Source organism: Staphylococcus xylosus (genome assembly GCF_002732165.1).
Lineage (GTDB): Bacteria > Bacillota > Bacilli > Staphylococcales > Staphylococcaceae > Staphylococcus > Staphylococcus xylosus.
In genome coordinates, this window is record NZ_MRZO01000001.1 from 658,734 (window position 1) to 680,948 (window position 22,215).

General features: G+C 32.9%; 23 protein-coding genes. 2 read left to right on the forward strand and 21 right to left on the reverse strand.

The genetic code is table 11. The features are described 5' to 3' along the window. Position 1: 1 nt before the first annotated feature. Positions 2–373 carry an Asp23/Gls24 family envelope stress response protein gene (locus tag BTM19_RS03150; protein ID WP_029377507.1) on the reverse strand — a complete coding sequence of 124 codons (372 nt, stop codon included), beginning with the start codon at positions 371–373 and terminating at the stop codon, positions 2–4. 248 nt (positions 374–621) lie between these two features. Between BTM19_RS03150 and rpmB the strand changes: the two genes are divergently transcribed. Beyond that, on the forward strand, positions 622–810 hold the full coding sequence (rpmB, locus tag BTM19_RS03155) for a 50S ribosomal protein L28 (RefSeq protein ID WP_002483503.1): 189 nt from the start codon (positions 622–624) through the stop codon (positions 808–810). 89 nt (positions 811–899) lie between these two features. Here the strand turns inward: rpmB and BTM19_RS03160 are convergent, their stop codons facing one another. The 15 genes from BTM19_RS03160 to gmk all read right to left on the reverse strand — a co-directional run bounded on the left by BTM19_RS03160 (position 900) and on the right by gmk (position 16,539). After that, positions 900–1,535, reverse strand: coding sequence for a thiamine diphosphokinase (locus BTM19_RS03160; RefSeq protein WP_038678354.1), 636 nt, complete (start codon positions 1,533–1,535; stop codon positions 900–902). Between the two features lie 5 nt (positions 1,536–1,540). Further along, on the reverse strand, positions 1,541–2,185 hold the full coding sequence (gene rpe, locus BTM19_RS03165) for a ribulose-phosphate 3-epimerase (protein WP_038678353.1): 645 nt from the start codon (positions 2,183–2,185) through the stop codon (positions 1,541–1,543). Beyond that, positions 2,186–3,061, reverse strand: coding sequence for a ribosome small subunit-dependent GTPase A (rsgA, locus tag BTM19_RS03170; RefSeq protein ID WP_029377510.1), 876 nt, complete (start codon positions 3,059–3,061; stop codon positions 2,186–2,188). Between the two features lie 460 nt (positions 3,062–3,521). Beyond that, positions 3,522–5,561 carry a Stk1 family PASTA domain-containing Ser/Thr kinase gene (pknB, locus tag BTM19_RS03180; protein WP_058625814.1) on the reverse strand — a complete coding sequence of 680 codons (2,040 nt, stop codon included), beginning with the start codon at positions 5,559–5,561 and terminating at the stop codon, positions 3,522–3,524. Continuing rightward, positions 5,558–6,301, reverse strand: coding sequence for a Stp1/IreP family PP2C-type Ser/Thr phosphatase (locus tag BTM19_RS03185; RefSeq protein ID WP_038678348.1), 744 nt, complete (start codon positions 6,299–6,301; stop codon positions 5,558–5,560). Before BTM19_RS03185 ends, pknB begins: the two co-directional genes overlap by 4 nt. 4 nt (positions 6,302–6,305) lie before the next feature. Next, entirely contained in the window at positions 6,306–7,400 is a 1,095-nt protein-coding gene (gene rlmN / locus BTM19_RS03190) for a dual-specificity RNA methyltransferase RlmN (RefSeq protein ID WP_029377513.1), read from the reverse strand. Positions 7,401–7,403: 3 nt separating this feature from the next. Next, the gene (rsmB, locus tag BTM19_RS03195; protein WP_029377514.1) at positions 7,404–8,711 is read right to left on the reverse strand and encodes a 16S rRNA (cytosine(967)-C(5))-methyltransferase RsmB; all 1,308 of its coding nucleotides are present in this window, start codon (positions 8,709–8,711) and stop codon (positions 7,404–7,406) included. A gap of 2 nt (positions 8,712–8,713) precedes the next feature. Further along, complete coding sequence (fmt, locus tag BTM19_RS03200; RefSeq protein ID WP_029377515.1) at positions 8,714–9,646, reverse strand: methionyl-tRNA formyltransferase; 933 nt, start codon at positions 9,644–9,646, stop codon at positions 8,714–8,716. Further along, the gene (locus BTM19_RS03205) at positions 9,639–10,127 is read right to left on the reverse strand and encodes a peptide deformylase (RefSeq protein ID WP_038678341.1); all 489 of its coding nucleotides are present in this window, start codon (positions 10,125–10,127) and stop codon (positions 9,639–9,641) included. Before BTM19_RS03205 ends, fmt begins: the two co-directional genes overlap by 8 nt. Positions 10,128–10,373: 246 nt before the next feature. Beyond that, positions 10,374–11,063, reverse strand: coding sequence for a GNAT family N-acetyltransferase (locus BTM19_RS03210; RefSeq protein WP_029377517.1), 690 nt, complete (start codon positions 11,061–11,063; stop codon positions 10,374–10,376). Positions 11,064–11,144: 81 nt separating this feature from the next. Beyond that, positions 11,145–11,339, reverse strand: coding sequence for a hypothetical protein (locus BTM19_RS03215; RefSeq protein WP_029377518.1), 195 nt, complete (start codon positions 11,337–11,339; stop codon positions 11,145–11,147). Between the two features lie 343 nt (positions 11,340–11,682). Continuing rightward, positions 11,683–14,091, reverse strand: coding sequence for a primosomal protein N' (gene priA, locus BTM19_RS03220; RefSeq protein WP_038678335.1), 2,409 nt, complete (start codon positions 14,089–14,091; stop codon positions 11,683–11,685). A 1-nt stretch (position 14,092) separates the two neighbouring features. Then, positions 14,093–15,301 (reverse strand): bifunctional phosphopantothenoylcysteine decarboxylase/phosphopantothenate--cysteine ligase CoaBC, encoded by a 1,209-nt coding sequence (gene coaBC / locus BTM19_RS03225; RefSeq protein WP_029377520.1) that lies wholly within the window; start codon positions 15,299–15,301, stop codon positions 14,093–14,095. Positions 15,302–15,703: 402 nt separating this feature from the next. Further along, a complete protein-coding gene (rpoZ, locus tag BTM19_RS03230; protein ID WP_029377521.1) occupies positions 15,704–15,916 on the reverse strand; it encodes a DNA-directed RNA polymerase subunit omega in 213 nt (70 codons plus the stop codon). Further along, positions 15,916–16,539: a guanylate kinase gene (gene gmk, locus BTM19_RS03235; RefSeq protein WP_029377522.1), complete on the reverse strand. Its 624-nt coding sequence runs from the start codon at positions 16,537–16,539 to the stop codon at positions 15,916–15,918. Before gmk ends, rpoZ begins: the two co-directional genes overlap by 1 nt. A 159-nt stretch (positions 16,540–16,698) precedes the next feature. Here gmk and BTM19_RS03240 point away from each other — a divergent pair, with 159 nt between their 5' ends. Further along, a complete protein-coding gene (locus BTM19_RS03240) occupies positions 16,699–18,396 on the forward strand; it encodes an Rqc2 family fibronectin-binding protein (protein WP_099265724.1) in 1,698 nt (565 codons plus the stop codon). A 235-nt stretch (positions 18,397–18,631) separates the two neighbouring features. On the opposite strand, the gene BTM19_RS03245 is transcribed toward BTM19_RS03240, so the two are convergent. From BTM19_RS03245 to pyrF, 5 genes are all read right to left on the reverse strand, one after another. Further along, positions 18,632–19,039, reverse strand: coding sequence for a VOC family protein (locus BTM19_RS03245; RefSeq protein ID WP_029377524.1), 408 nt, complete (start codon positions 19,037–19,039; stop codon positions 18,632–18,634). A 148-nt stretch (positions 19,040–19,187) separates the two neighbouring features. Then, entirely contained in the window at positions 19,188–20,042 is an 855-nt protein-coding gene (locus tag BTM19_RS03250) for a YitT family protein (RefSeq protein ID WP_029377525.1), read from the reverse strand. 611 nt (positions 20,043–20,653) lie between these two features. Next, a complete protein-coding gene (locus tag BTM19_RS03255) occupies positions 20,654–20,836 on the reverse strand; it encodes a hypothetical protein (protein WP_029377526.1) in 183 nt (60 codons plus the stop codon). 22 nt (positions 20,837–20,858) lie between these two features. After that, entirely contained in the window at positions 20,859–21,470 is a 612-nt protein-coding gene (gene pyrE, locus BTM19_RS03260; RefSeq protein ID WP_029377527.1) for an orotate phosphoribosyltransferase, read from the reverse strand. Position 21,471: 1 nt separating this feature from the next. After that, entirely contained in the window at positions 21,472–22,164 is a 693-nt protein-coding gene (gene pyrF, locus BTM19_RS03265) for an orotidine-5'-phosphate decarboxylase (RefSeq protein ID WP_058625812.1), read from the reverse strand. Positions 22,165–22,215: the final 51 nt, after the last annotated feature.

Consider the following 22,215-nt stretch of genomic DNA (forward strand, 5'->3'; position numbering starts at 1 on the left):
CCTAGTTCTTCGTGCCATTATTGACGCGCACACCTTGTACAAATATATTTATTGAGTTTACTTTTACTTTTAATGTTTGTTCTAATGTATATTTCACAGTTGATTGTACATTGCTTGCTACTTCAGATATTTTTGTCCCGAAGCTGACAATTGTATACATATCAACATCAATCACTCCATTGTTTTCTCTTACAACAATGCCTTTAGAATAATTTTCATGCCCTAATATTTCGGCAATACCGTCTCTTACTTGTTGTCTAGAAGCCATGCCTACAATTCCATAACATTCTACTGCTTTACTGCCCACCACTGATGCTATTACTTCGTTTGAAATATCTATGCTACCATAATCATTTGTGATTTCTAACGTCATAAAATTGCCTCCTAAAGTTAATGGTTCTGAAACTAACTGTAAATAAACAATTATTTAAGATGAGTTTAATAATAAAATACTATATTTATCCACAGTTTACAATTATACCATAATTTATTTCTAACAAAAGTAGAAGTCATGTAAATCAGAAAAATTTCTCATAACATTGCTATATTTTTCTATTTATGGTACATTATTCAGGTATGTAGTAGATACGTGTATTTATATTTATTAAAGGAGGTACTTTCATGGGCAAACAATGTTTCGTAACAGGTCGTAAAGCTTCAACTGGAAACAATCGTTCACACGCTTTAAATTCTTCTAAAAGAAGATGGAATGCTAACCTTCAAAAAGTTAGAATTCTTGTAGACGGAAAACCTAAAAAAGTTTGGGTTTCTGCACGTGCTTTAAAATCTGGTAAAGTAACTAGAGTTTAATAAATATAATGCACGAAAAAACCAATCCTTATGTGGAGGATTGGTTTTTTTTATTTTCAAGTTATTTTCTCAACGTAGGATGACTGATATTAATCTCTACTACGAATCATTAATACATTCCCTTCAATTACCTCTACTTCTCCATGCGAAGATGTAATCTCATTAGAAATAGTTAATGTAGACCCCTGTTCAAGCGTTTCTTTATAAAGATTATATTTAAAATACTTTAATGTGATGACTGTTGGATACGAAGCGGGGATAAAAGAAATATATGGATACAAGTCATTCGCTTCAATATCATATAGTCCTCGTTTTAAAAATTGAATTTCATTCGACTGATCAATTAATTTTATAACTATATTTTCTTCTACATATTCAGGTTTCTCCAGGATTTGTAAAGCGCCCAAAAAATGATCTAATCTACCACCTGTAGCACCAAACACATGTATCTCTTTATATCCACTTTGTATCGCTTGAGCTATCCCTAATGCTAAATCTGTATCATCTTTTTCTGAATTATAGGGATTTATTTCAATTTGTCGCTCTATAAATGATTTCTCTTCTTGTGTAATTGAATCAAAATCACCAACTGCAAATTGCGGTGTGATACCAGCTTCTAACAAAATTAATGTACCTCTATCTATGCCAATCCAATCGGCATCAGCGCTATTAACCAGTATATCTTTAGGTAAATTTCGATTACCACATAATAAATTGGCTTTCATTAACGTCAACCTTTCAGTGTTTTAGTAACTGACTTATAATCATTTTGTTTGAAGAAGTATGATCCTGCAACTAACATATTAGCGCCATGATCAATCACGGTTTGGACTGTCTTATCATTAATACCACCATCAACTTCGATATCAAAATCTAAATTCAATCTTTGTTTAATTTCAGATAGTTGATCTAGTTTCTCAACCATATTAGCAATAAATGATTGTCCCCCAAAACCAGGATTCACGGTCATTACTAATACATAATCCACCATTTTTATAATAGGTAGAATTGCATCTACTGGTGTCCCTGGATTTATCACCACGCCAGCCTTTACATCTGCGTTCTTAATTTGTTCTATCAAACGATGAATATGCGGCGTAGCCTCTACATGAACCGAAATCATATCTGCACCATGTGCTGCAAATAGTTCTACATACTTTTCTGGTTCCTCAATCATTAAGTGTACATCAATAGGTAAATCCGTTCCCGTTCTAACAGCATCTAAAATTGGAATACCAATTGAAATATTGGGTACAAATTGACCATCCATAACATCAAAATGTACACCATCTACGCCAGCTTCTTCTAACTCCTTTAATTCCTGTTGTAAATTTAAAAAATCTGCTGATAATAAAGATGGATAAAGTTTTGCCAATTAATATCTTTCCTTTCTATTTGCAATCTCATTAAATAGTTGAACATAATGATCATATCTAAACTGAGTAATATTCCCTTGTTCCACTTTAATTTTGACATTGCACTTAGGTTCATTAATATGATTACAATCTCTGAATTTACATGACTCTCCATACTCATGAATTTCCATAAAATAATTTTTCAGTTCATCTTTTTGAATATGGTCAAAATCTAATGCGCTAAACCCTGGCGTATCTGCAATATATCCATGTGTTCTTTCAAAAAGTTCTACATGTCTAGTAGTATGACGACCGCGATTAAGGGCTTTTGAAATATGTTGTGTTTCAATATCTAAATCTGGAAAATATTTATTTAGCAATGTAGATTTTCCAACACCGGATTGACCACTTAATACGGCTAATCCATCACCCCATTGCGCAAAAACATTTTCGATGTCATCATTAATACTAATGAATTGAGTCTTATAACCCATGTCTTCATAAACGTTTAATAACTGTGACACCTTTTGTTGCATTTCAATTGAAGTTAAATCTTTTTTAGTTATAAGTATGCGTGGACGCATGTGATATGAGTGTGCGATAACTAAAAAACGATCTAGTAATTGTGTAGAAAAATCAGGCTCTACTGCACTCATTACTAAAATAAGATGATCAACATTACTTACAGGCGGTCTTTTGATTTCGTTTTTTCTTTCATGCACATGTTGAATATAACCCTCTGTTACATTTTCAACTTCAAAATCTACTACATCACCGACGATGGGAGAAAATTTATTTTTTCTAAATAGTCCTCGCGGCTTGGTGTCATACATTTCGCCATCTACATCTACACGATATACGCCACTAATTGATTTTATGATGCGTCCTGTTTTCACTTAGGCACCTCTCTTATAATTACTTTTACTCTTTACATTATAGCAAAGCCTTTTTAAATTAAATATGATTTGAGTTTATTTTGAATAAAAAATTAGTGATTAGTATGGAAATTTACTATAAAGACTTATACCATTTTTATAATTCACTTTAATTGATATACAAAACACCAATGTAGTCAATTAAATGATTACATTGGCGTTAAATTTGTTAGCGACACTAAACTCGTTCTCTCGCTCGGTTCGCAAGATCTTTCCTCTTGCATAAGCGACACTAAACTCGTTCTCTCGTTCGGTTCGCAAGATCTTTGCTCTTGCATAAGCGACACTAAACTCGTTCTCTCGCTCGGTTCGCAAGATCTTTCCTCTTGCATAAGCGACACTAAACTCGTTCTCTCGCTCGGTTCGCAAGATCTTTCCTCTTGCATAAGCGACACTAAACTCGTTCTCTCGTTAAGTGTCGCTAAAAATCATAAGGAATATCTTTATCAGCAACAACCTTATCATCAACACGAACAGTAAAACCAGCCGTCTTACCTTTTTCAATTGTCATCGGTATCTTGATAGTCTTGTTTTCTTTAATCTTATAAGTCTGTGCTGCTGATGACCCTTGGTCATCTTTATCTCTAATATATACTTTCACTTCTTGACTTTTATCATCATCACCAGTATATTGCACTTGGTATGTTTCAGTATATTCTTTCGTTGCAGTTTCTTCATCTTTAGAATCGTCTTTCTCTTTGTCTTTAGCGTCATCCTTAGGTTCTTCTTTAGTCTCTTCTTTACCTTTAGATACGACAAAGGATATCGTAGAACCTTCATCTACTTCCTCACCTTTTGGTGACTGGCTAATAACGTCATCTTTTTTGACTTTATCATCATTTCTTTCTTCTGAAACTTCTACTTTAAAACCTTTAGATTCTAGGTCTTCTTTAGCAGCTTTAAAGGATTTATTTTCATAATCATCAACATAAACTTGTTTGGTTCCTAGTGACTCAATTAATTCAATATTACTGTCATTAACTTTCACTTTATCACCAGGTGAAATGTTTTGTGATTCAATTAAACCTTTAGCTACATTTTGTTTGGTATAAGATTGTTTAACTTTAGTATCTTTTATACCTAAATCTTCCAGCTTACTGATTGCATCAGATTTTGACATACCATATAAACTTGGCATTTCAGCTAATTGTGGTCCTTTAGACATCACAATATCAACTTTACTATTTTGCTCTAGTCGCTCGCCTTTTTCGGGCTTCGTTTTTATTATTTTATTTTCAGGGTATTTATCACTATACTCACGAGTAGTTTTACCCATTTGTAATTTATGTTCTTTTAAAATATGTTCGGCTTCTTTTTCAGTTTTCCCAGTTATATCTGGCGTTTCTAAATATTTGTTACCAAACATACCCATAGCCATAAAGCTAAACAGACCAAATAACAACAAAACAATAATTAAAGTATATAAAAATTTCTTTTTCTTAGAACGTTTTTTTCTAGGAACTGCATAGATATGTTCTTCACTGGATTGAAATTGTTGTTGATTGACAATAGGTATTTGCATTGTCTCACTAATGCTCTTCCCTTTGTCTTCTTCGCGTGTTTGATTAGCAATTTCTGATTTATTTATCGGTACTGTCTTAGTACTCGTGATAGAAGATTGATATCTGTCTTCTGATGCACGTTCATCTGACATAACAGTTTCTAAATCATTTTGCATTTCTCTTACTGATTGGTAACGCTCCATCTTGTCTTTTTCAGTTGCTTTTAGTACAACATTGCTTAAAGCTTGACGAATATCTGAACGTTCATCAGTTACATTAGGCATAGGATCTTGAATATGCTTTATAGCAATACTGACAGCTGTTTCTCCAGAAAATGGCGGTTTACCAATAAGCATTTCATATAATACAACACCCATTGAATAGATATCTGTGCCATTATCTGTAATATCTCCACGTGCTTGTTCTGGAGATAGATATTGGACAGTACCTAACACATGATTTGTTTCTGTCATTGTTGTTTCACTTAATGCTTTAGCTATACCAAAATCCAATATTTTTAATGTTTCATCTTTATCCACTAAAATATTTTGCGGTTTAATATCTCTGTGCACAATTTTTGTATCATGAGCGTGTTTAATACCATTGATAATTTGATTTATAAAATTTAATATTGTGTCTATATCTAATGGATGATTCTTTTGAATGTATTCCGATAATGTTAAACCTTCAATATATTCCATAACTAAATAGAAGTTTTCATCATCTTCTGTAACATCAAAGACATTAACAATATTACTATGGGATAATTGCGTTAAATTATGTACTTCTCGCTCAAATCTTTTAATTGCTTCTTCTTTTTCACCTGGTGGAATTCTTATAGCTTTAATTGCAACACTTCGTTTGAGGATCGAGTCTTCAGCAAGATAGACTCTGCTCATTCCACCGCCACCAAGTTTTTTAGTTACTTTGTAACGTTCATTAATTATTTTGCCTATCATACTTTATCACCTTCGACCTCAGCCAAAACTAAACTCACATTATCATTCGTACCTTCTGTTAATGCAAGTTCAATTAAATATTGACCTTGTGTTTCTAATTCGTTGTCTTGGAGCAATGCTTCTTGAATTTTATGATTACGTACAAAATCAGTTAAACCATCTGAATTCAACATGAGATAGTCATAAAACTTTGTCTTTTTCACAAAAATATCTGGTGTCACCAATCTATCTGTGCCCATTACTTTTGTAATGATATTACGTTGTGGATGCGTATATGCTTCTTCAGCACTGATTTGTCCAATCATAACAAGGTGATTCACGAAAGAATGATCATTTGTAATTTGCTCAATCTCTCTACTATTGACTAAATAGGCACGTGAATCTCCAATATTTGCAACGACCACATAATTATCAAATACTAAAGCACAAACACAAGTTGTACCCATACCTTGGTATTCTGGGTTTTCTACTGATTTGTCATAGAGTTCACGGTTAATAGCTTTTAAAGTTGTTTTTAACCAAGTTTCAGCTTGATCTGCCTCGATTAAATTTTCTTCTTCAAATCTTTGCTGTAACTCTCTTGTTACGAACTGGCTAGCTACTTCACCTGCTAAATGACCTCCCATGCCATCACAAAGCACTAATAATTGTTGTTCTGTACGATTGTAAAAAACGCCACCAGCATCTTCGTTTTTATCACGATATTGTCCTGTGTCAGTAAAAAATTGTGCATTTAGCATGTCTCTACCTCGTTTCTACTTTTCGTTCCTTAGCTCTTAGTTGTCCACATGCAGCATCGATATCTGCACCTTGTTCACGTCTAATTGTTGCATTGATACCTAATCGTTTTAACTCTTTTTCGAACTTAAAGATATCCTCTTTCGGAGTTTTAACGTAATTTCTTTCCGGTACGTGATTTACTGGAATTAAGTTAACATGACAATTTAATTTTTGTATTAAATGCGCAAGTTCCCTAGCGTGTTCTACTTGGTCATTTACACCGCCAAATAAACCATACTCAAATGTAATACGTCTGTTTGTTTTTTCTTGATAATAATTAATTGCTTCCATTAATTTTTCAACATTATAAGCTCTATTAATTGGCATCAATCGTGAACGAACTTCATCGTTTGCACCGTGCAAGCTAACTGCAAAGTTAATTTGAATATCTTCATCAGCAAAATCATAAATACGTGGAATAATACCTGAAGTAGAAACTGTAATATGACGCGCACCGATATTTAAACCGTTATCGTCATTAACAATCTTCAAGAAATCCATCATTTCATCATAATTTTCAAATGGTTCGCCGATACCCATAATTACAATTTGAGATACACGTTCCTCTGTTTCGTCTAATGCCTTTTGTACTGTTAATACTTGTGAAACGATTTCGCCCGCTTCTAAGTTACGTTTTAAACCACCTAATGTAGAGGCACAGAACGTACAGCCAATACGACAGCCAACTTGTGTAGTTACACATACTGAATTTCCATATTCATGTCTCATCAATACTGTTTCAATCGTGTAACCATCTTGTAGTTCGAAAAGGAACTTAATTGTACCATCTTTACTTTCTTGTTTAACCACTGTAGTCATTGTAGTCATAGTAAAACTGGCTTTTAAAACTTCACGTAATTCTTTTGATAGGTTTGACATCTCATCAATACTATCAACGCGTTTTTCATATAACCATTCAAAAATTTGTTTTGCTCTGAATTTTTGTTGACCATTACTAACTAACCATTCTTGCATCTCATCGTATCTTAGTGAATAAATTGATTGCTTTTCAAAATCGGGAAGAAATTTATTCTTTTTTTTCTTTTCTGTAGTTATCATTTATTACGTTTCCTTTCTTTTTATCCTAGTAATGAAAAAGCCATCAGAGTTAAAATCTTGAGGTAGAACTTGCATTGTCTTCACTTTTTCTCCAGTTATTGGGTGTTCAAAAGCATCGAATTCAAAATCGTTATTCGCTTTTAAGAACGTATATATTACGTTTTCATTTTCCATTTGTTCAATCGTACAAGTTGAATAAATAATTGTGCCACCTGGTTTCACGCTATCTTTTACATTATTCAAAATTTCTAATTGAATTTCAACTAATGACTGAATTGAATGTTGTGATTGCTCGTATTTAATTTCAGGCTTGTGTCTTAACACACCTAACCCGCTACATGGTGCATCAACTAAAATCTTATCATACACTTTATCATATTTTTCAGTTGCATCGTGTTCAAAAGCAGAAATGTTAGATAAACGTAATTTTTTAATATTGAAATCAATTAAATCAATTTTGTGTTCATGAATATCAGTCGCATCAACATGACCTGTACCGTTTAATATTTCAGCTATATGACAAGCTTTGCCACCTGGTGCACTACATGCATCAAGTACTTTATCGCCTTCTGTTAATGACATAATTTCACCGACGAACATCGAACTTTTATCCTGAATTGACACGAGTCCATCTTTAAATAGTCTTGATTCAATAATTGGCTTACCACTAATATGCAGACATGTATCAATTTCTTTATCTAGTTCTACAATATAATCATCATCTGTTAATCTTCTTATTGCTTCATCAACAGTAATTCTCGTTAGATTTACTCGCACAGTAGTTGATACTTTATCTAAGAAAGATTGCGCAATCTCTTCTGTCTTTTCTAAGCCAAGATGTGTAACCCAGTGATCGACTAACCATTTAGGCAAGCTGTATTTAATAGCAATTCTCTTCTTGTCATCTGTAATTTCCGTAAAGTCTGGCAATTCACTACGCATCATGTTTCTTAAAATACCATTAACTACGTTTCCATTATGTGGTCCACCTTTATATTTAGCGATTTCTACCGCTTCATGGATGATAGCATGTTCAGGAATTTTATCTAAATAAGCATATTGGTAAATACTCATCCAAAGTAGTTGTCTAACCCAACCTTTAAGTTTTGTCTGTACAAATGGTTTTAATAAATAATCTAATGTATATTTTCTTTTCAATGTGCCATATACAAGTTCTGTAAACAAACTTTTGTCTGCTCTGTTTAATTCATTATTTGATAATACTTCGTTAATAATAATATTACTGTAAGCTTTATCATTTATAATATCTTGGATTGTTTCAAATGCTAATAATCTTACATTTGTATCGATTGTCATGATAGTACCTTCCCAACAAGCGCAGTTTGTACTCCGCTTAAATAGTTTGCAGCTAACATACGTTTTTTACCTGCAACTTGTATATCTGTTAATGCGATAGCATCGTTAGAACCTGTAGCAACAATAATTGCTTTTTTCGTTGTTTCTATAATTGTTCCGGGTTCACCTGTCTTACCCTGTTCAATACGACTAGCATATATTTTTAAGTTACCATCGTCCATTTCTGTATATGCGACTGGCCAAGGCGAAAGACCTCTTATATGATTGTATATTGATTCGGCTGACTGAGACCAATCTATTTTTTCTTGATCACGGCTAATGTTTGATGCAAATGTTGCTTCGTCTTCATTTTGTTCTATGCGTTGATTTGTTCCATTTATAATTGAAGGCAATGTCTCTTTTAATAAATCTGCACCCAAGAAACTTAATTTATCATGCATTGAGCCAACATCATCTTGCTCTGTTATTGCAATTGCACGTTGAGAGATGATATCTCCTGCATCTAATTTTTTAACCATATACATGATAGAAATACCTGTTTCTTTTTGACCATCTATAATTGCTTGATGTATTGGTGCTCCACCTCTGTATTTTGGTAATAATGACGCATGTACATTGATTGCTCCTAACTTAGGAGCATTTAATAATGATTCCGGTAAAATTTGACCGAAAGCTGCTGTGACAATTAAATCTGCATCTAAAGCAATAAGTTTTTCTAAATCTTCTGATTGAGCTAATTTTTCTGGTTGATACACCGGTAATCCATGTTTTGTCGCCACTTCTTTAACAGGCGGTGGTGTTAATGTTCTCTTTCTACCTACTGGTCTATCTGGTTGTGTTACAACAGCAATCACATTATGTTCAGCAATTAACATTTCTAATACTTTTGTTGAAAAATCAGGTGTTCCCATAAAGATAATTTTACTCATTGTCAAAATACGCCTCCATCTCAGCTTCGTCTAAAATACGCTCTGCACGTTCTGTAAATAATATGCCATCAAAATGATCAATCATATGTAAAATCATTCTAGCAATATCATCGTATGCTGTCATTTCTACTTCATTACCCTGCTTATCATTGCTTTTAACCACAATCATTTTACTTCTAGTTACTTCAGCGAATACATCGGGCATACTAATAGAACCTTCTAAATCTGTCACTTCTTCTTCAGATTCACTTACTAATTGAGGATTAATCAGTTGTAACAAACCATCTATCTCCATATCTATAATAGCTACTTTTTGTTCAATACCTATTTGGGGTGCACAAATTGCAGATGCTTCAACATCATACATCGTATCTTCTAAATCTAACAACAGTTGTTCTAATCGTTTATCAAATTGAGTTACGCTTGGTATTGTCTTTTTAAGTATTGGGTGTTTGCTTGTTACAAGCTGCTTAATTGTCATAGTTATATCTCCTCATAAAAATTCATCATATCATTATAACTTATTTTAATGGAAATTGCATCATACATTCAAATTTATGATTTTAATATATCGCGTAAATTTGTATTGTTGTATCCCTTTTCAACGCGAGCGTTAAGTTATTTGTCCTTATTATTTTTTTATAAAAAAGGAATGATTTTATCACAATTCGATAAATTCATTCCATAAAAATTGACTGCTTTTCATATTTTATATTAAAGATTAATATTAGATAGATAAGCGATGAATTTGATTACCTAATTCATCGAAATTCTTCTCATCTAACCACTTTTCATATTGTTGCTTATATTTAGGCCATTCGCTATCAATGATAGATAACCAACAGGTGTCTCGATTACGTGCTTTATAAACTTTATGATTTCGAAAGACACCTTCGTATTTAAAGCCTAAACGTTTTGCAGCTTTAATAGAAGGTTTATTAAGTGCATCGCATTTCCATTCATATCTTCTATAGCCTAGCGTTTCGAAAACATACCTAGCTAGTAAAAATTGAACCTCAGTTGCAATACGTGTTCGTTTTAAAATATTAGCATAATGAATATGACCAACTTCGATGGAGCCATTTGACTGATCTATTCTAAGCAAAGCAATGATACCCACTGCTTGTTCTGTTTGTTTATCGATAATAGCAAAAAAATACGGATCTTTAGTTTCAAATTTTTTATTTAGGTACACTTGAAATGCTTCTAAATCTTTAGGTTGCTCATCTGGCAAATAAGTCCAATTAGGTAAATCCTCAACCGTACCAAAATGAGCATATAAGCCTTCACCATGTTTTGGTTTCAACTTTTCTAAACGACAATATCGCCCTTCTATAGATAACGCATTCGGCAAAATAGGTACTTGAAAACCAACTACTTTCTTACCAATAGGTTGATTGAATTCGTTATACTCCATATGTATTTGCCCCCTCGATTCTCAGTATCCTTAAATAGTTATGTGACTGTATCCTATTTATAACTATATAATTTTGTTTATCTAATATACATCCTCTGAAGTTGTATTAAAAAATTCTGCTAATATTTGCGCATCTTGATGATTTAATTTCGTTTTTTTCTCCTCTATCAATTCAATCATTTCAGGACTAAGTGACGTATTATATAATGATGTAATACGATTTGATAATTCCACTACGCTTAAGCCAACCGCTTCTCTATTGCTAAGCAAACTCATAAGCACAACTCCTTTAACATCAATTTTAAAAACCAACTTCAACATTAGAAAATATACTTTACTTCTTTTTTACTACAAGCTTATATCAACTTGCCTACAATTTAAGTAGTACTCCTTACTCTTTAATATAACTTCATTTATCATTAAATGCAAAGTTAAAATTGATTATTTTTTGTAAATATTATTAAATTATATATTTCTTATGTTTTTTATAAATATTTTAATGTTTTAGACCGAATTATACAAAAAAACAAGTAGCATGTGGATATTTTATCCAAACTAGCTACTTGTCTAATTGATTATCTACTTTAAGCATTACATTATTTTTCAGGTTTAAATAAAATCACATCATCATTTGTGGATTTATGTCTATCTTTAAAGATAGTTTTTCTTTTAAGTATTGATCATGATAATAATCATCTAAGTATTTTAGTGCCTCATGTAATGCAGGTTCACTTTTATATTTCACTAAAATTTGAAAACGGTATTCATTGTTGATACGAGATAATGCTGCTGGCGATGGGCCAAGTACTAATGCTTTATCCGTTAAATGTTGTAACAAAATTTTATGAATATGTTTCGATGCTTCCATAACTTTTTTCATCTCTTTATGAGCAATCGTGAAGTTGATTAAAAAGAAATAGGGAGGATATTTACCCATTTTACGATAATTCATTTCCTTATTAAAAAAAGCTGTATAATCGTTAGCTTGAACATCTTTAATAGCATAGTGTTCTGGATTATATGTCTGAATGATAACTTCCCCTTCTTTTTCATGTCTACCAGCTCGACCAGAAACTTGAGTTAATAACTGATACGTTCTTTCACTAGCTCTAAAATCCGGAAGATTTAACATGGTATCAGCATTTAAAACGCCTACTAGTGTAATATTAGGGAAATCTAAGCCTTTTGCAATCATTTGTGTGCCTAGTAAAATATCTCCTTTACCTGCTCCAAAATCATCTAAAAGTTTTTCATGTGCGCCTTTTCTTGAAGTTGTATCCACATCCATACGTATAATACGTGCCTCTTGGAACGCCTCTTGTAATAATTCTTCTACTCGTTGTGTTCCTGTACCTACTTGTCGAATATGCTCACTTTCACAGTTCGGACATTTATTGGGGGGCACTTCTTGATGTCCACAGTAATGACATTTGAGTTGATCTGTTGATTTATGATAAGTAAGAGAGATATCACAGTTTGGACATTGAGGTACATGACCACAATCCCTACATAACATAAACGAAGCATATCCCCGTCGATTTAGAAACAATACGATTTGTTCTTTTTTATCTAATCTTTGTTGTATAGCTTTACGTAATTGTTCTGAAAACATTGACCGATTACCTGAACTAAGTTCAGTTCTCATATCGACAATTTCAATTTCTGGCAATGCTTGTTGATTGACTCTATTGGGTAGTGACAACAATTCATAGACGCCTTTTTCTGCTCTCGCGTATGTTTCAAGACTTGGTGTCGCACTCCCTAAAATTAATGGACATTGATGATATTGACTTCGCCATTGAGCTATATCTCTAGCCTGATACCTAGGGTAATCTTCTTGTTTATATGAAGACTCATGTTCTTCATCAATTATAATCATCCCTAAGTTTTTAAATGGCGCGAAAACACTTGACCTTGCACCTACACTTACACTCGCTTTACCATCTCTTATTTTCTGCCATTCATCATAGCGCTCACCTTTGGACAAACCGGAATGTAACACCGCTACTTCGTCACCGAATCTCCTTTTAAACCTTAAAACCATTTGAGGTGTCAAAGCAATTTCTGGCACTAACATCATCGCTTGTCTTCCTGATTTCAAAACTTCTTCAATCGTTTGTAGATAAACTTCTGTCTTTCCTGATCCAGTGACACCATGAAGTAAATAAGTACGTTGTCGATGCGCTTGAATACTTTCAAGTATAGATTTATAAGCCTCTTGTTGGTCATAAGTAAGTTGTTGTTTTTGATCTTGTTCAAAAACGCGTGTTTCAAATGGATCACGTTCAACAATGGCATCATACTTTTCTACAAAACCTTTACGCATTAAAGTATCAATACTTGATTTAGAAAAACCCATCTCTTCTAAATCTTTTAATAGTACCGTATGATGACGCTCATCTAACAAATAGGCATAGAGCTCGTACTGTTTTTTAGATTTTTCCAATGAATTTAAGATGCTATCATAGTCGAAGCCTTCAATTATACTTACGGCACGTTGTTTCTTTTTACTAACATTTTGAGATAAAAGTGTCATTTCCGATACTATACCTTGCTTGAGTAATGGTACGATTTGGCCTAAGTCATCATTATATTGAGCTTCTTTATAAGGATACTGGCCATCCTTATCAAACTTAACTTTAAGTTCTTCTGGAACTGCGTCAACATCTACAATTGAAAATACTTTTGTGTATTTTGCCTTTATAGCACTTGGCAACATTACCTCTAACATTGAAATCCGTTTAGTTACGAAGTAATTATTATACCATTCAGTTAATTGGATGAGTTCTTCTGTTAATTCTGGTTTGATATCTTGTATTTCTTTAATTTCTTTTAATTTTGCGATATCTATATTGTCATCAGGTTTATCCGTGACTTGCATAACATAACCTTGAATGGTTCTTGGACCAAATGGAACAATAACTCGCATACCTACCTGAACCATTGACTGTAATTTCGAAGGAATTATATAGTCAAATGTGAAATCAACGCTCTTGGAAGGTATATCAACAATTACCTTAGCTATCATATTATTGCCACCTTGTTTCTAAACTATTCAGTATGTGCTCCGCTAATTCGACTTTTTTATGTTTCCCTAACGCTGCCGTGTCGCCTGTTTTATAGTACATTGTGTAGTCATTATCATCTGAACTAAAACCAATGGTTCTATCCCCTACATTATTTGCAATGACTACATCCGCATTTTTATTTTTTAGTTTCTTTTGAGCATATTCAGCTATATTTTGAGTTTCTGCTGCAAATCCCACTAAAAATTGATGTGTTTTATGCTCACCTAAATATTTTAAGATATCAGGGGTACGTTTAAATGAAACTGACAGGGTGCCTTCTTGTTTTTTCAATTTATGTTCAAGTGTATTGACTGGTGCGTAGTCTGATACTGCTGCTGCTTTAAACACAATGTCTTGATTCTCGAAACGTTTTTTTACTGCATGAAACATGTCTTCCGCACTTTGAACTTGGACTACTTCTACATTTGCTGGTGGTGTTAAATGAGTTGGTCCCGTAACGAGTGTAACTATAGCGCCGCGTTTTGTAAGTGATTCTGCTAAAGCATATCCAATTTTACCTGAAGCACGGTTAGATAAATAACGCACAGGATCGAGTTCTTCGACTGTAGGACCAGCAGTAACTAATGCGTGTTTTCCTTCAAAGCGGCTGTTTTTATAAATCGGATTTTGAGTCCCTTCATTAAAATATTGATTCAATCGTTCTACAATTTGTAATGGTTCTTCCATTCTTCCTTTTGCAACATAACCACATGCCAAAAAGCCTTCACCTGGTTCAAGGAAGTAATAACCATCTGAACTCAAAGTAGCTAAATTTTGTTGTGTTCTGCGATTTTCATACATATTGACATTCATAGCAGGTGCAATGAATTTTGGTGTCTCAGTAGCTAACAATGTAGAGGTTACCATGTCATCAGCAATACCATTAGCTAATTTGGCGATTGTATTTGCAGTAGCAGGAGCAACAACAATAGCATCCGCCCAATCTCCTAGCGCAACGTGTTGTATTTCCTCAGGGTTTTGTTCTTTAAAAGTACTTGTATACACTGGATTTCTACCAATTGCTTGAAATGCTAATGGTGTAACAAACTCCTGCGCATGATCAGTAAGCATTACTCTTACATCATAATTTGCTTGTGTTAATTTACTAGTTAAATCGATAGCTTTATATGCCGCAATACCACCAGTAACAGCGAGTAATATTCGTTTCATATTATTGTCATTCTCCTTCAAATGAATTAAATATGACTTTTTAAGTCAACATTTTTGTGTAAGCCTAAATTAAGTTTAATGATTTAAGCTTTTAAGAATACTTTGATTACTCATCATTATACACAAATTAATAACTAAATTAAAAAGAGTAAGACGGAAATCTTATTTTTCTAAAATGATTTCTTGGTCTCACCCTAAAAAGTATGATTCATTGTTAAAAATCTTTAAGTGAAAATATCATTTTAAATCTTTACTCATGTATAAGAATACGCGCAATACTTTATTTAAAGCGTGGTCTTTATAATTAAAAAGCCTGAGACATTTGTTGATGTCTCAGGCTCACTTTAAAATTCCACTTTCAAAAACGCATATGTTCTATACTATATCTCAAGTTTGTTATTTTTAGAAAGATTTTAGGAATAGTTCGTCAGGAAAAACTTCACCGTCAGCAATTTCTTCTAAGGCTTTACCTACAGGTTTTTTTGAAATATATTTATTTAATAATGCAGTTTCAGGTTTTTCATCCAATTCACGTGCACGTTTTGCAGCAGTAGTTGCTACTAAGTATTTTGAGTTTATTTTATCTGTTAATTGGTTTAATGGTGGTTGTAACATTATTTTTTTGCCTCCAGTATCATTTTTCTGTATTTTGCTTCAATACGTTCCCTCTTCAAGTGCTCAGCTTCTACTATCGATTGAATGCGTTGTTTTGCTAAGTCTACTTCATCATTCACAACAACATAATCATACAAGTTCATCATTTCAACTTCTCGACGCGCTTCATGCACTCGGCTTTGAATCTTCTCACTGGATTCTGTTCCACGACCCACGAGTCGTTCACGTAAATGATCTAAACTTGGTGGCGCAAGAAAAATAAATAGTGCATCCGGGAATTTTTTGCGCACTTGTTTAGCACCCTCTACTTCAATTTCTAAAAACACATCATGACCTTGATCCATTGTGTCTTTAACGTATTGCACGGGTGTCCCATAATAATTTCCTACAAACTCAGCATATTCTATAAATTGATCTTGCTTAATCAATTCTTCAAATTCTGATTTAGCTTTGAAGAAATAATCAACACCATCGACTTCACCTTCACGCTTGTCACGTGTTGTCATCGAAATAGAATACTTATAAGATGTGGACGGATCATCAAATATTTTTTTTCTAACTGTACCTTTTCCAACGCCAGAAGGTCCAGATAGTACAATCAACAAACCTTTCTCATTTTCCATGACTTACTACCTCTCTAAACTGTTCTACTATTATTAGACAATGATACCACAATCTCTAATTAGTTGTATAGCATAGGAAAGGACAAACTTTGACCATGAAGATTTCTTATTGCCATGTTACAATATGATGAATGACTAAAAATAAGGTGGCTGATAGTAATGGCATATGATGGTTTATTCACTAAAAAAATAGTGGAATCTCTTCAATTTCTTGTAGATGGAAGAATTCATAAAATAAATCAACCCGAAAACGATACGATGTTAATCGTTATTCGACAAAATCGTAAAAATCATCAGCTTCTACTTTCTATCCATCCTAGTTTTACTAGAATGCATTTAACGAATAAAAAATATGATAATCCATTTGATCCACCAATGTTTGCTCGTGTTTTTCGTAAACACATCGAAGGTGGTATTGTTAAAGCAGTAAGACAAATTGGTAATGATAGACGTGTAGAGATAGATGTTCAAAGTAAAGATGAAATCGGTGATACAATTTACCGTACAATTATTTTAGAAATTATGGGCAAACACAGTAATTTAATATTAGTAGATGATAATCGTAAAATTATTGAAGGATTTAAGCATTTAACACCAAATACTAATCAATATCGTACAGTTATGCCTGGCTTTAAATATGAAGCGCCCCCAACTCAAAATAAAATTAATCCTTTTGAAATTTCTGGAGTTGAAGTGTTAAAATATATCGATTTTAATAGTGGAAAAATAGCGAGACAATTGCTTAATCATTTCGAAGGTTTTAGCCCGCTCATAACTAATGAGATTGCAAATCGTAGACAATTTATGACGACGCAAACTTTACCGGAAGCTTTTGATGAAGTACTCGAGGAAATCCAAGGCGAGCCAACGCCTGTTTTCCATAAAAATCACGAATCTGGAAAAGAAGATTTCTATTTCATGAAATTAGACCAGTTCTATGATGACATAGTACTTTACGACTCACTTCATGATTTATTAGATCGCTATTATGATGCGCGTGGAGAAAGAGAACGTGTTAAACAACGTGCCAACGACTTAGTAAAATTTGTTCAACAACAACTTCACAAGTCTCAAAACAAATTAAGTAAGTTAATAGATGAACGTGAAGGTACCAAAGAAAAAGAGCAGCAACAATTATTTGGTGAACTTATAACTGCTAATATCTATCGTATTGAACAGGGTGATGAATCACTTACTGCGCTTAATTATTATAATGGCGAGGAAGTGACAATACCACTTAATCCTACAAAATCACCTGCTATTAACGCACAAAATTATTATAAAAAGTATAATAAATTAAAAACGCGTGAACACGAGTTACAACATCAAATCCAATTAACTAAAGAAAATATTGACTACTTTGAAAGTATCGAGCAACAACTTGCCCATATTTCTGTCGATGAAATTGATGATATTCGCGACGAGTTAGCCGATCAAGGATTTATGAAGCAACGTAAACAAAGTAAGAAGAAAAAGAAACAGACGATGCAAATCCAAGCATACACATCAACAGATGGCGATACAATCTTGGTTGGTAAAAATAATAAGCAAAACGATTATTTAACTAATAAACAAGCTAAAAAACATCATCTTTGGTTCCATACTAAAGATATCCCTGGTTCACACGTTGTCATTCTGAGCGATGAGCCAAGTGAAGAGACAATTAAAGAGGCTGCAATGTTGTCAGCGTACTTTTCAAAAGCTGGTAGTTCTGCACAAGTACCAGTTGATTACACTGAAATCAAACATGTACACAAACCTTCAGGAGCTAAGCCTGGTTTTGTAACATATGACAATCAAAAAACACTTTATGCTACCCCAGATTATGATCACATTCAACAATTAAAAGTTAAATAGCATAATGGGGATGGGATATAAATTCCCATTCTCAAAAAGGACTAATCCGTATTTTAATGGATTAGTCCTTTTTTATATAAAACTCTCACGATTTTGATTGTGCGTGCTTGCCTGGGGGTATGTTTCGTGCCTATAGTCTCTCATTCATACTATTCCCTCAGGCGTCAGCACGTTACAAAATATTATAGATGATAAGACTATTTTTATAAAATAATTTATTCACTTATATTTATAATTAATTACTTTCTGGGAGTGCCAATTGGAAATTCACACCAAATTTGTCTTGTATCCATGCAAATTCTCTAAATGGTGGCATTGCTGTTTTAGGCATTAATATTGCACCACCACTTTTCAATTTATTAAATAATCTTTCCATTTCAATTGGACTATCAACTGTAACATATAGTGACATAGCTGGATTCATTTCAATATCTACGCCATTCATGTTGTCAATTGCCATGAATACTTGATCTTTCAACCTAAAAATTGCATGTTGCACGGCCCCAGTGGGTTCATTATCACTTTCACTATAACGGACCAATGCTAATATTTCAGCATCTTCAAAAGTATTTACATATAAATTTATTGCTTCTTCTGCGTTGCCGTTAAACATTAAAAATGTCGTAATTTTCGGTATTGCCATTATTTTACCCCCTAAATACTTCTTATCATTAGCATAAAGGATATTTCATAAAAAATCGACAAAGCAGAACAAAAATCAAAGAGTTACACGTTTTTTATAGTGATATCAACGAAACAATTTAATAACGTTTTACAAAGAATATCATCATTTAAGATAAGTTAATGAAACCATTGCCAAGTACATCTCGTACATCATGAATGACTAAAAAGGCGTTTTCATCTTCTTCATTCACCAATTTTTTCACTCTTGTTACTTGTGATTGAGGAACAACAACGTATAACATACTCGTTTCATGCTTACCGTAACCACCTTTACCATTTAATAAAGTAGAGCCTCTCCCCGTAAAACTATTAATTCTGTCACTAATAACTTCATTTTTACTAGAAATAACTGTAACTGCTTTTTTAGGATTAAATCCTTCAATTATAAATGAAGTTGCTCTTTCTGTAACAAATAGCATTATTATAGTAAATAACACATTGATAAGAGGTAACACAAAAAGAAAAGATAGTACGACTAAACCATCTAATAGGAAAATAGCTTGGGCTGTTTTTATATCTAAATATTTATTTAACATCTTTGCAATTACAGATGTTCCACCAATAACGCCACCTGCAGCAATAACTAAACCAATACCTACACCAACTAAAACACCGCCAAAGGTTGCATTTATAACAAAGTTATCTATTCCTGTATTAAAATTTTTAGTTAAATCTAAAAAAATAGAGATGGCTGTATTCGCTATAAATGTATAAACTGCAGTACGTGTACTCAAAAATTTCCAACCAACGATGATAACGATTGTGTTAATAATCAATGATGTTAGTGCAGGTGACCATCCAAACGCATATTTTAATGCTAGTGATATACCAACTGTTCCACCATCACCTAAATTAGATCCTAATATAAAACAATTAACCGCTAGCGCACTTACAAATGCTCCTAATATACAAATAATGATATTTTTTGTGTGATCTTTAAACAACTGTTTCAACATTTTCATATAAGTCCCCCTTTTTTTAAAATTTTTCATAAATAAAAGCGTTTTATAAATTAATTTAAAATTATTGTGCATCAATCTTCAAAAATTTTCATTTATATTGTAACGCCCAATGTACCACAACCGATAAAGCCATACTACCTTTAATCGCACACAACGTTTATAATATAATTTAAAGCATTACATCTTAATGTCTATTATTGTTATACTTTATTTATGACCATAACACTTTTACTTTTTACGTTTCACAGTTAAAATATAAATAAAATTGCTGGAGGTATTTCATGTCTTATTATATTATTCCATTACTTATAGCTGCCTTAGTAATATTGGTGTGCTATATTATTATTAAAATAATGATACGCTAGTTTTAAATTTAAAATATACGTTTTAAATTGTACATCTATTTTAACAACATAAATAAGCGCCTCCGTTTAAACTGACGGAGGCGTTTTTTTCTATACAATACCGAGTAATAGTATTATCGTATAGCATTACTTTAAGTTGTCGTGTATAAATGAGAACGAGAGATAAAGTTATCTCTCGTTCTCTTCATTCTAAATTATGATGTTAAACAACAATAAAACTATATAGAAGTCACATTGAGTTCGTTATTAAATGTGTCCTTTTTGTTTAATAGTTGATTTGGATTTTTTATAAATATTTTCTTCAGCTGCATGCATTGAATCCATTTTGTCATATACTACATTATCTTGATTTCTATAATCTTGTTCTTTTTTTAAAAATTTGTTTAAGTGTGCGAAATGATTATAAGCTTCTTTCGGGTCATTTGCCATAACATCCCCTCCACTTAGTATCTTATGATAAGTTGTCTCTCCAATCAACTAATCTACTAATATCATTATCAGAAATTTCTCCATTTTCTTTTGCGACTTCTATAAGCTCATTATAATCGCTTAAAGTGTAAAATGGTACTCCGACGTTTTGAAATTCTTCATCAGCTTTTTTCAAGCCATAAGTAAATATAGCAACCACACCGACAACCTCTGCACCTGCTTCTCTAAGCGCATTAACTGCTGTAATTGATGAACCACCAGTAGAAATTAAATCTTCTATAACTACAACTTTTTTACCGTTACTTGATGCACCTTCAATTTGATTTTGCTTACCGTGGCTTTTACTTTTTGAACGTACGTAATTCATCGGCAAATTAAGTACTTCAGATACATAGGCTGCATGAGGAATACCTGCAGTTGCAGTACCAGAAAGTATTTCAACATCTTCAAAGTTTGCTTTAATCAATTCGCTTAAACCATCTCTAATATCGCGTCGTACATTTGGATAACCAAGTGTTACGCGATTATCACAATAAATTGGAGATTTAATTCCTGAACTCCACGTAAACGGATCATTTGGAGATAATGAAACTGCTTTAATATCTAATAATGATTTTGCAATTGCTTTTACCATTTTACCTCAACCAACTTTCTTTAATTTTATGGTAACTTTCGACTGGATTATTACTTTTAGTAATAGGACGACCGATAACGATATGTGTCGCTCCCATTTCTTTAGCATCTTCAGGAGTTGTTACTCTTTGTTGATCATCTTTCGTTGAATCTAATGGTCTAATACCTGGCGTTACTTTTAAAAACGCTTCTCCTAGTTCACTTTTCAACAATTCAGCTTCGAGTGGTGAACATACTACACCATCCAATCCAGATGATTGAGCCAACTGAGCATAATTAAGTACAGCATCTTCAATGGAACTTTGAATATTTTGTTCATCTCTCAACATTGTTTCTGTTGTAGATGTCAGCTGCGTTACTGCTATGAGTTTGATGTTAGGGTTATGCTTTTTAATTCCTGCTAAAGCACTTTTCATCATTTCAGTTCCACCGGCAGCATGCACATTTACTAAATCGACGTTCAATTTACTTAATCCTTCCATCGCTTTTCCAACAGTATTTGGAATATCATGCAATTTTAAGTCTAGAAAAATATCATGACCGCGATCTTTAATCGATGATATCAAGTGTGGACCAGTTTGATAAAAAATCTCCATTCCAACTTTTACAAATAATGGTTCTTCAAATCGATCTAAGAATGCATCTACCGCTTCCACAGAATCAAAGTCTAATGCAATAATAGGTAAGTTTTTCATTTTAATTACACCCCAACACTTTTAATTTCTTTATTCACTTAATTAAAAGGT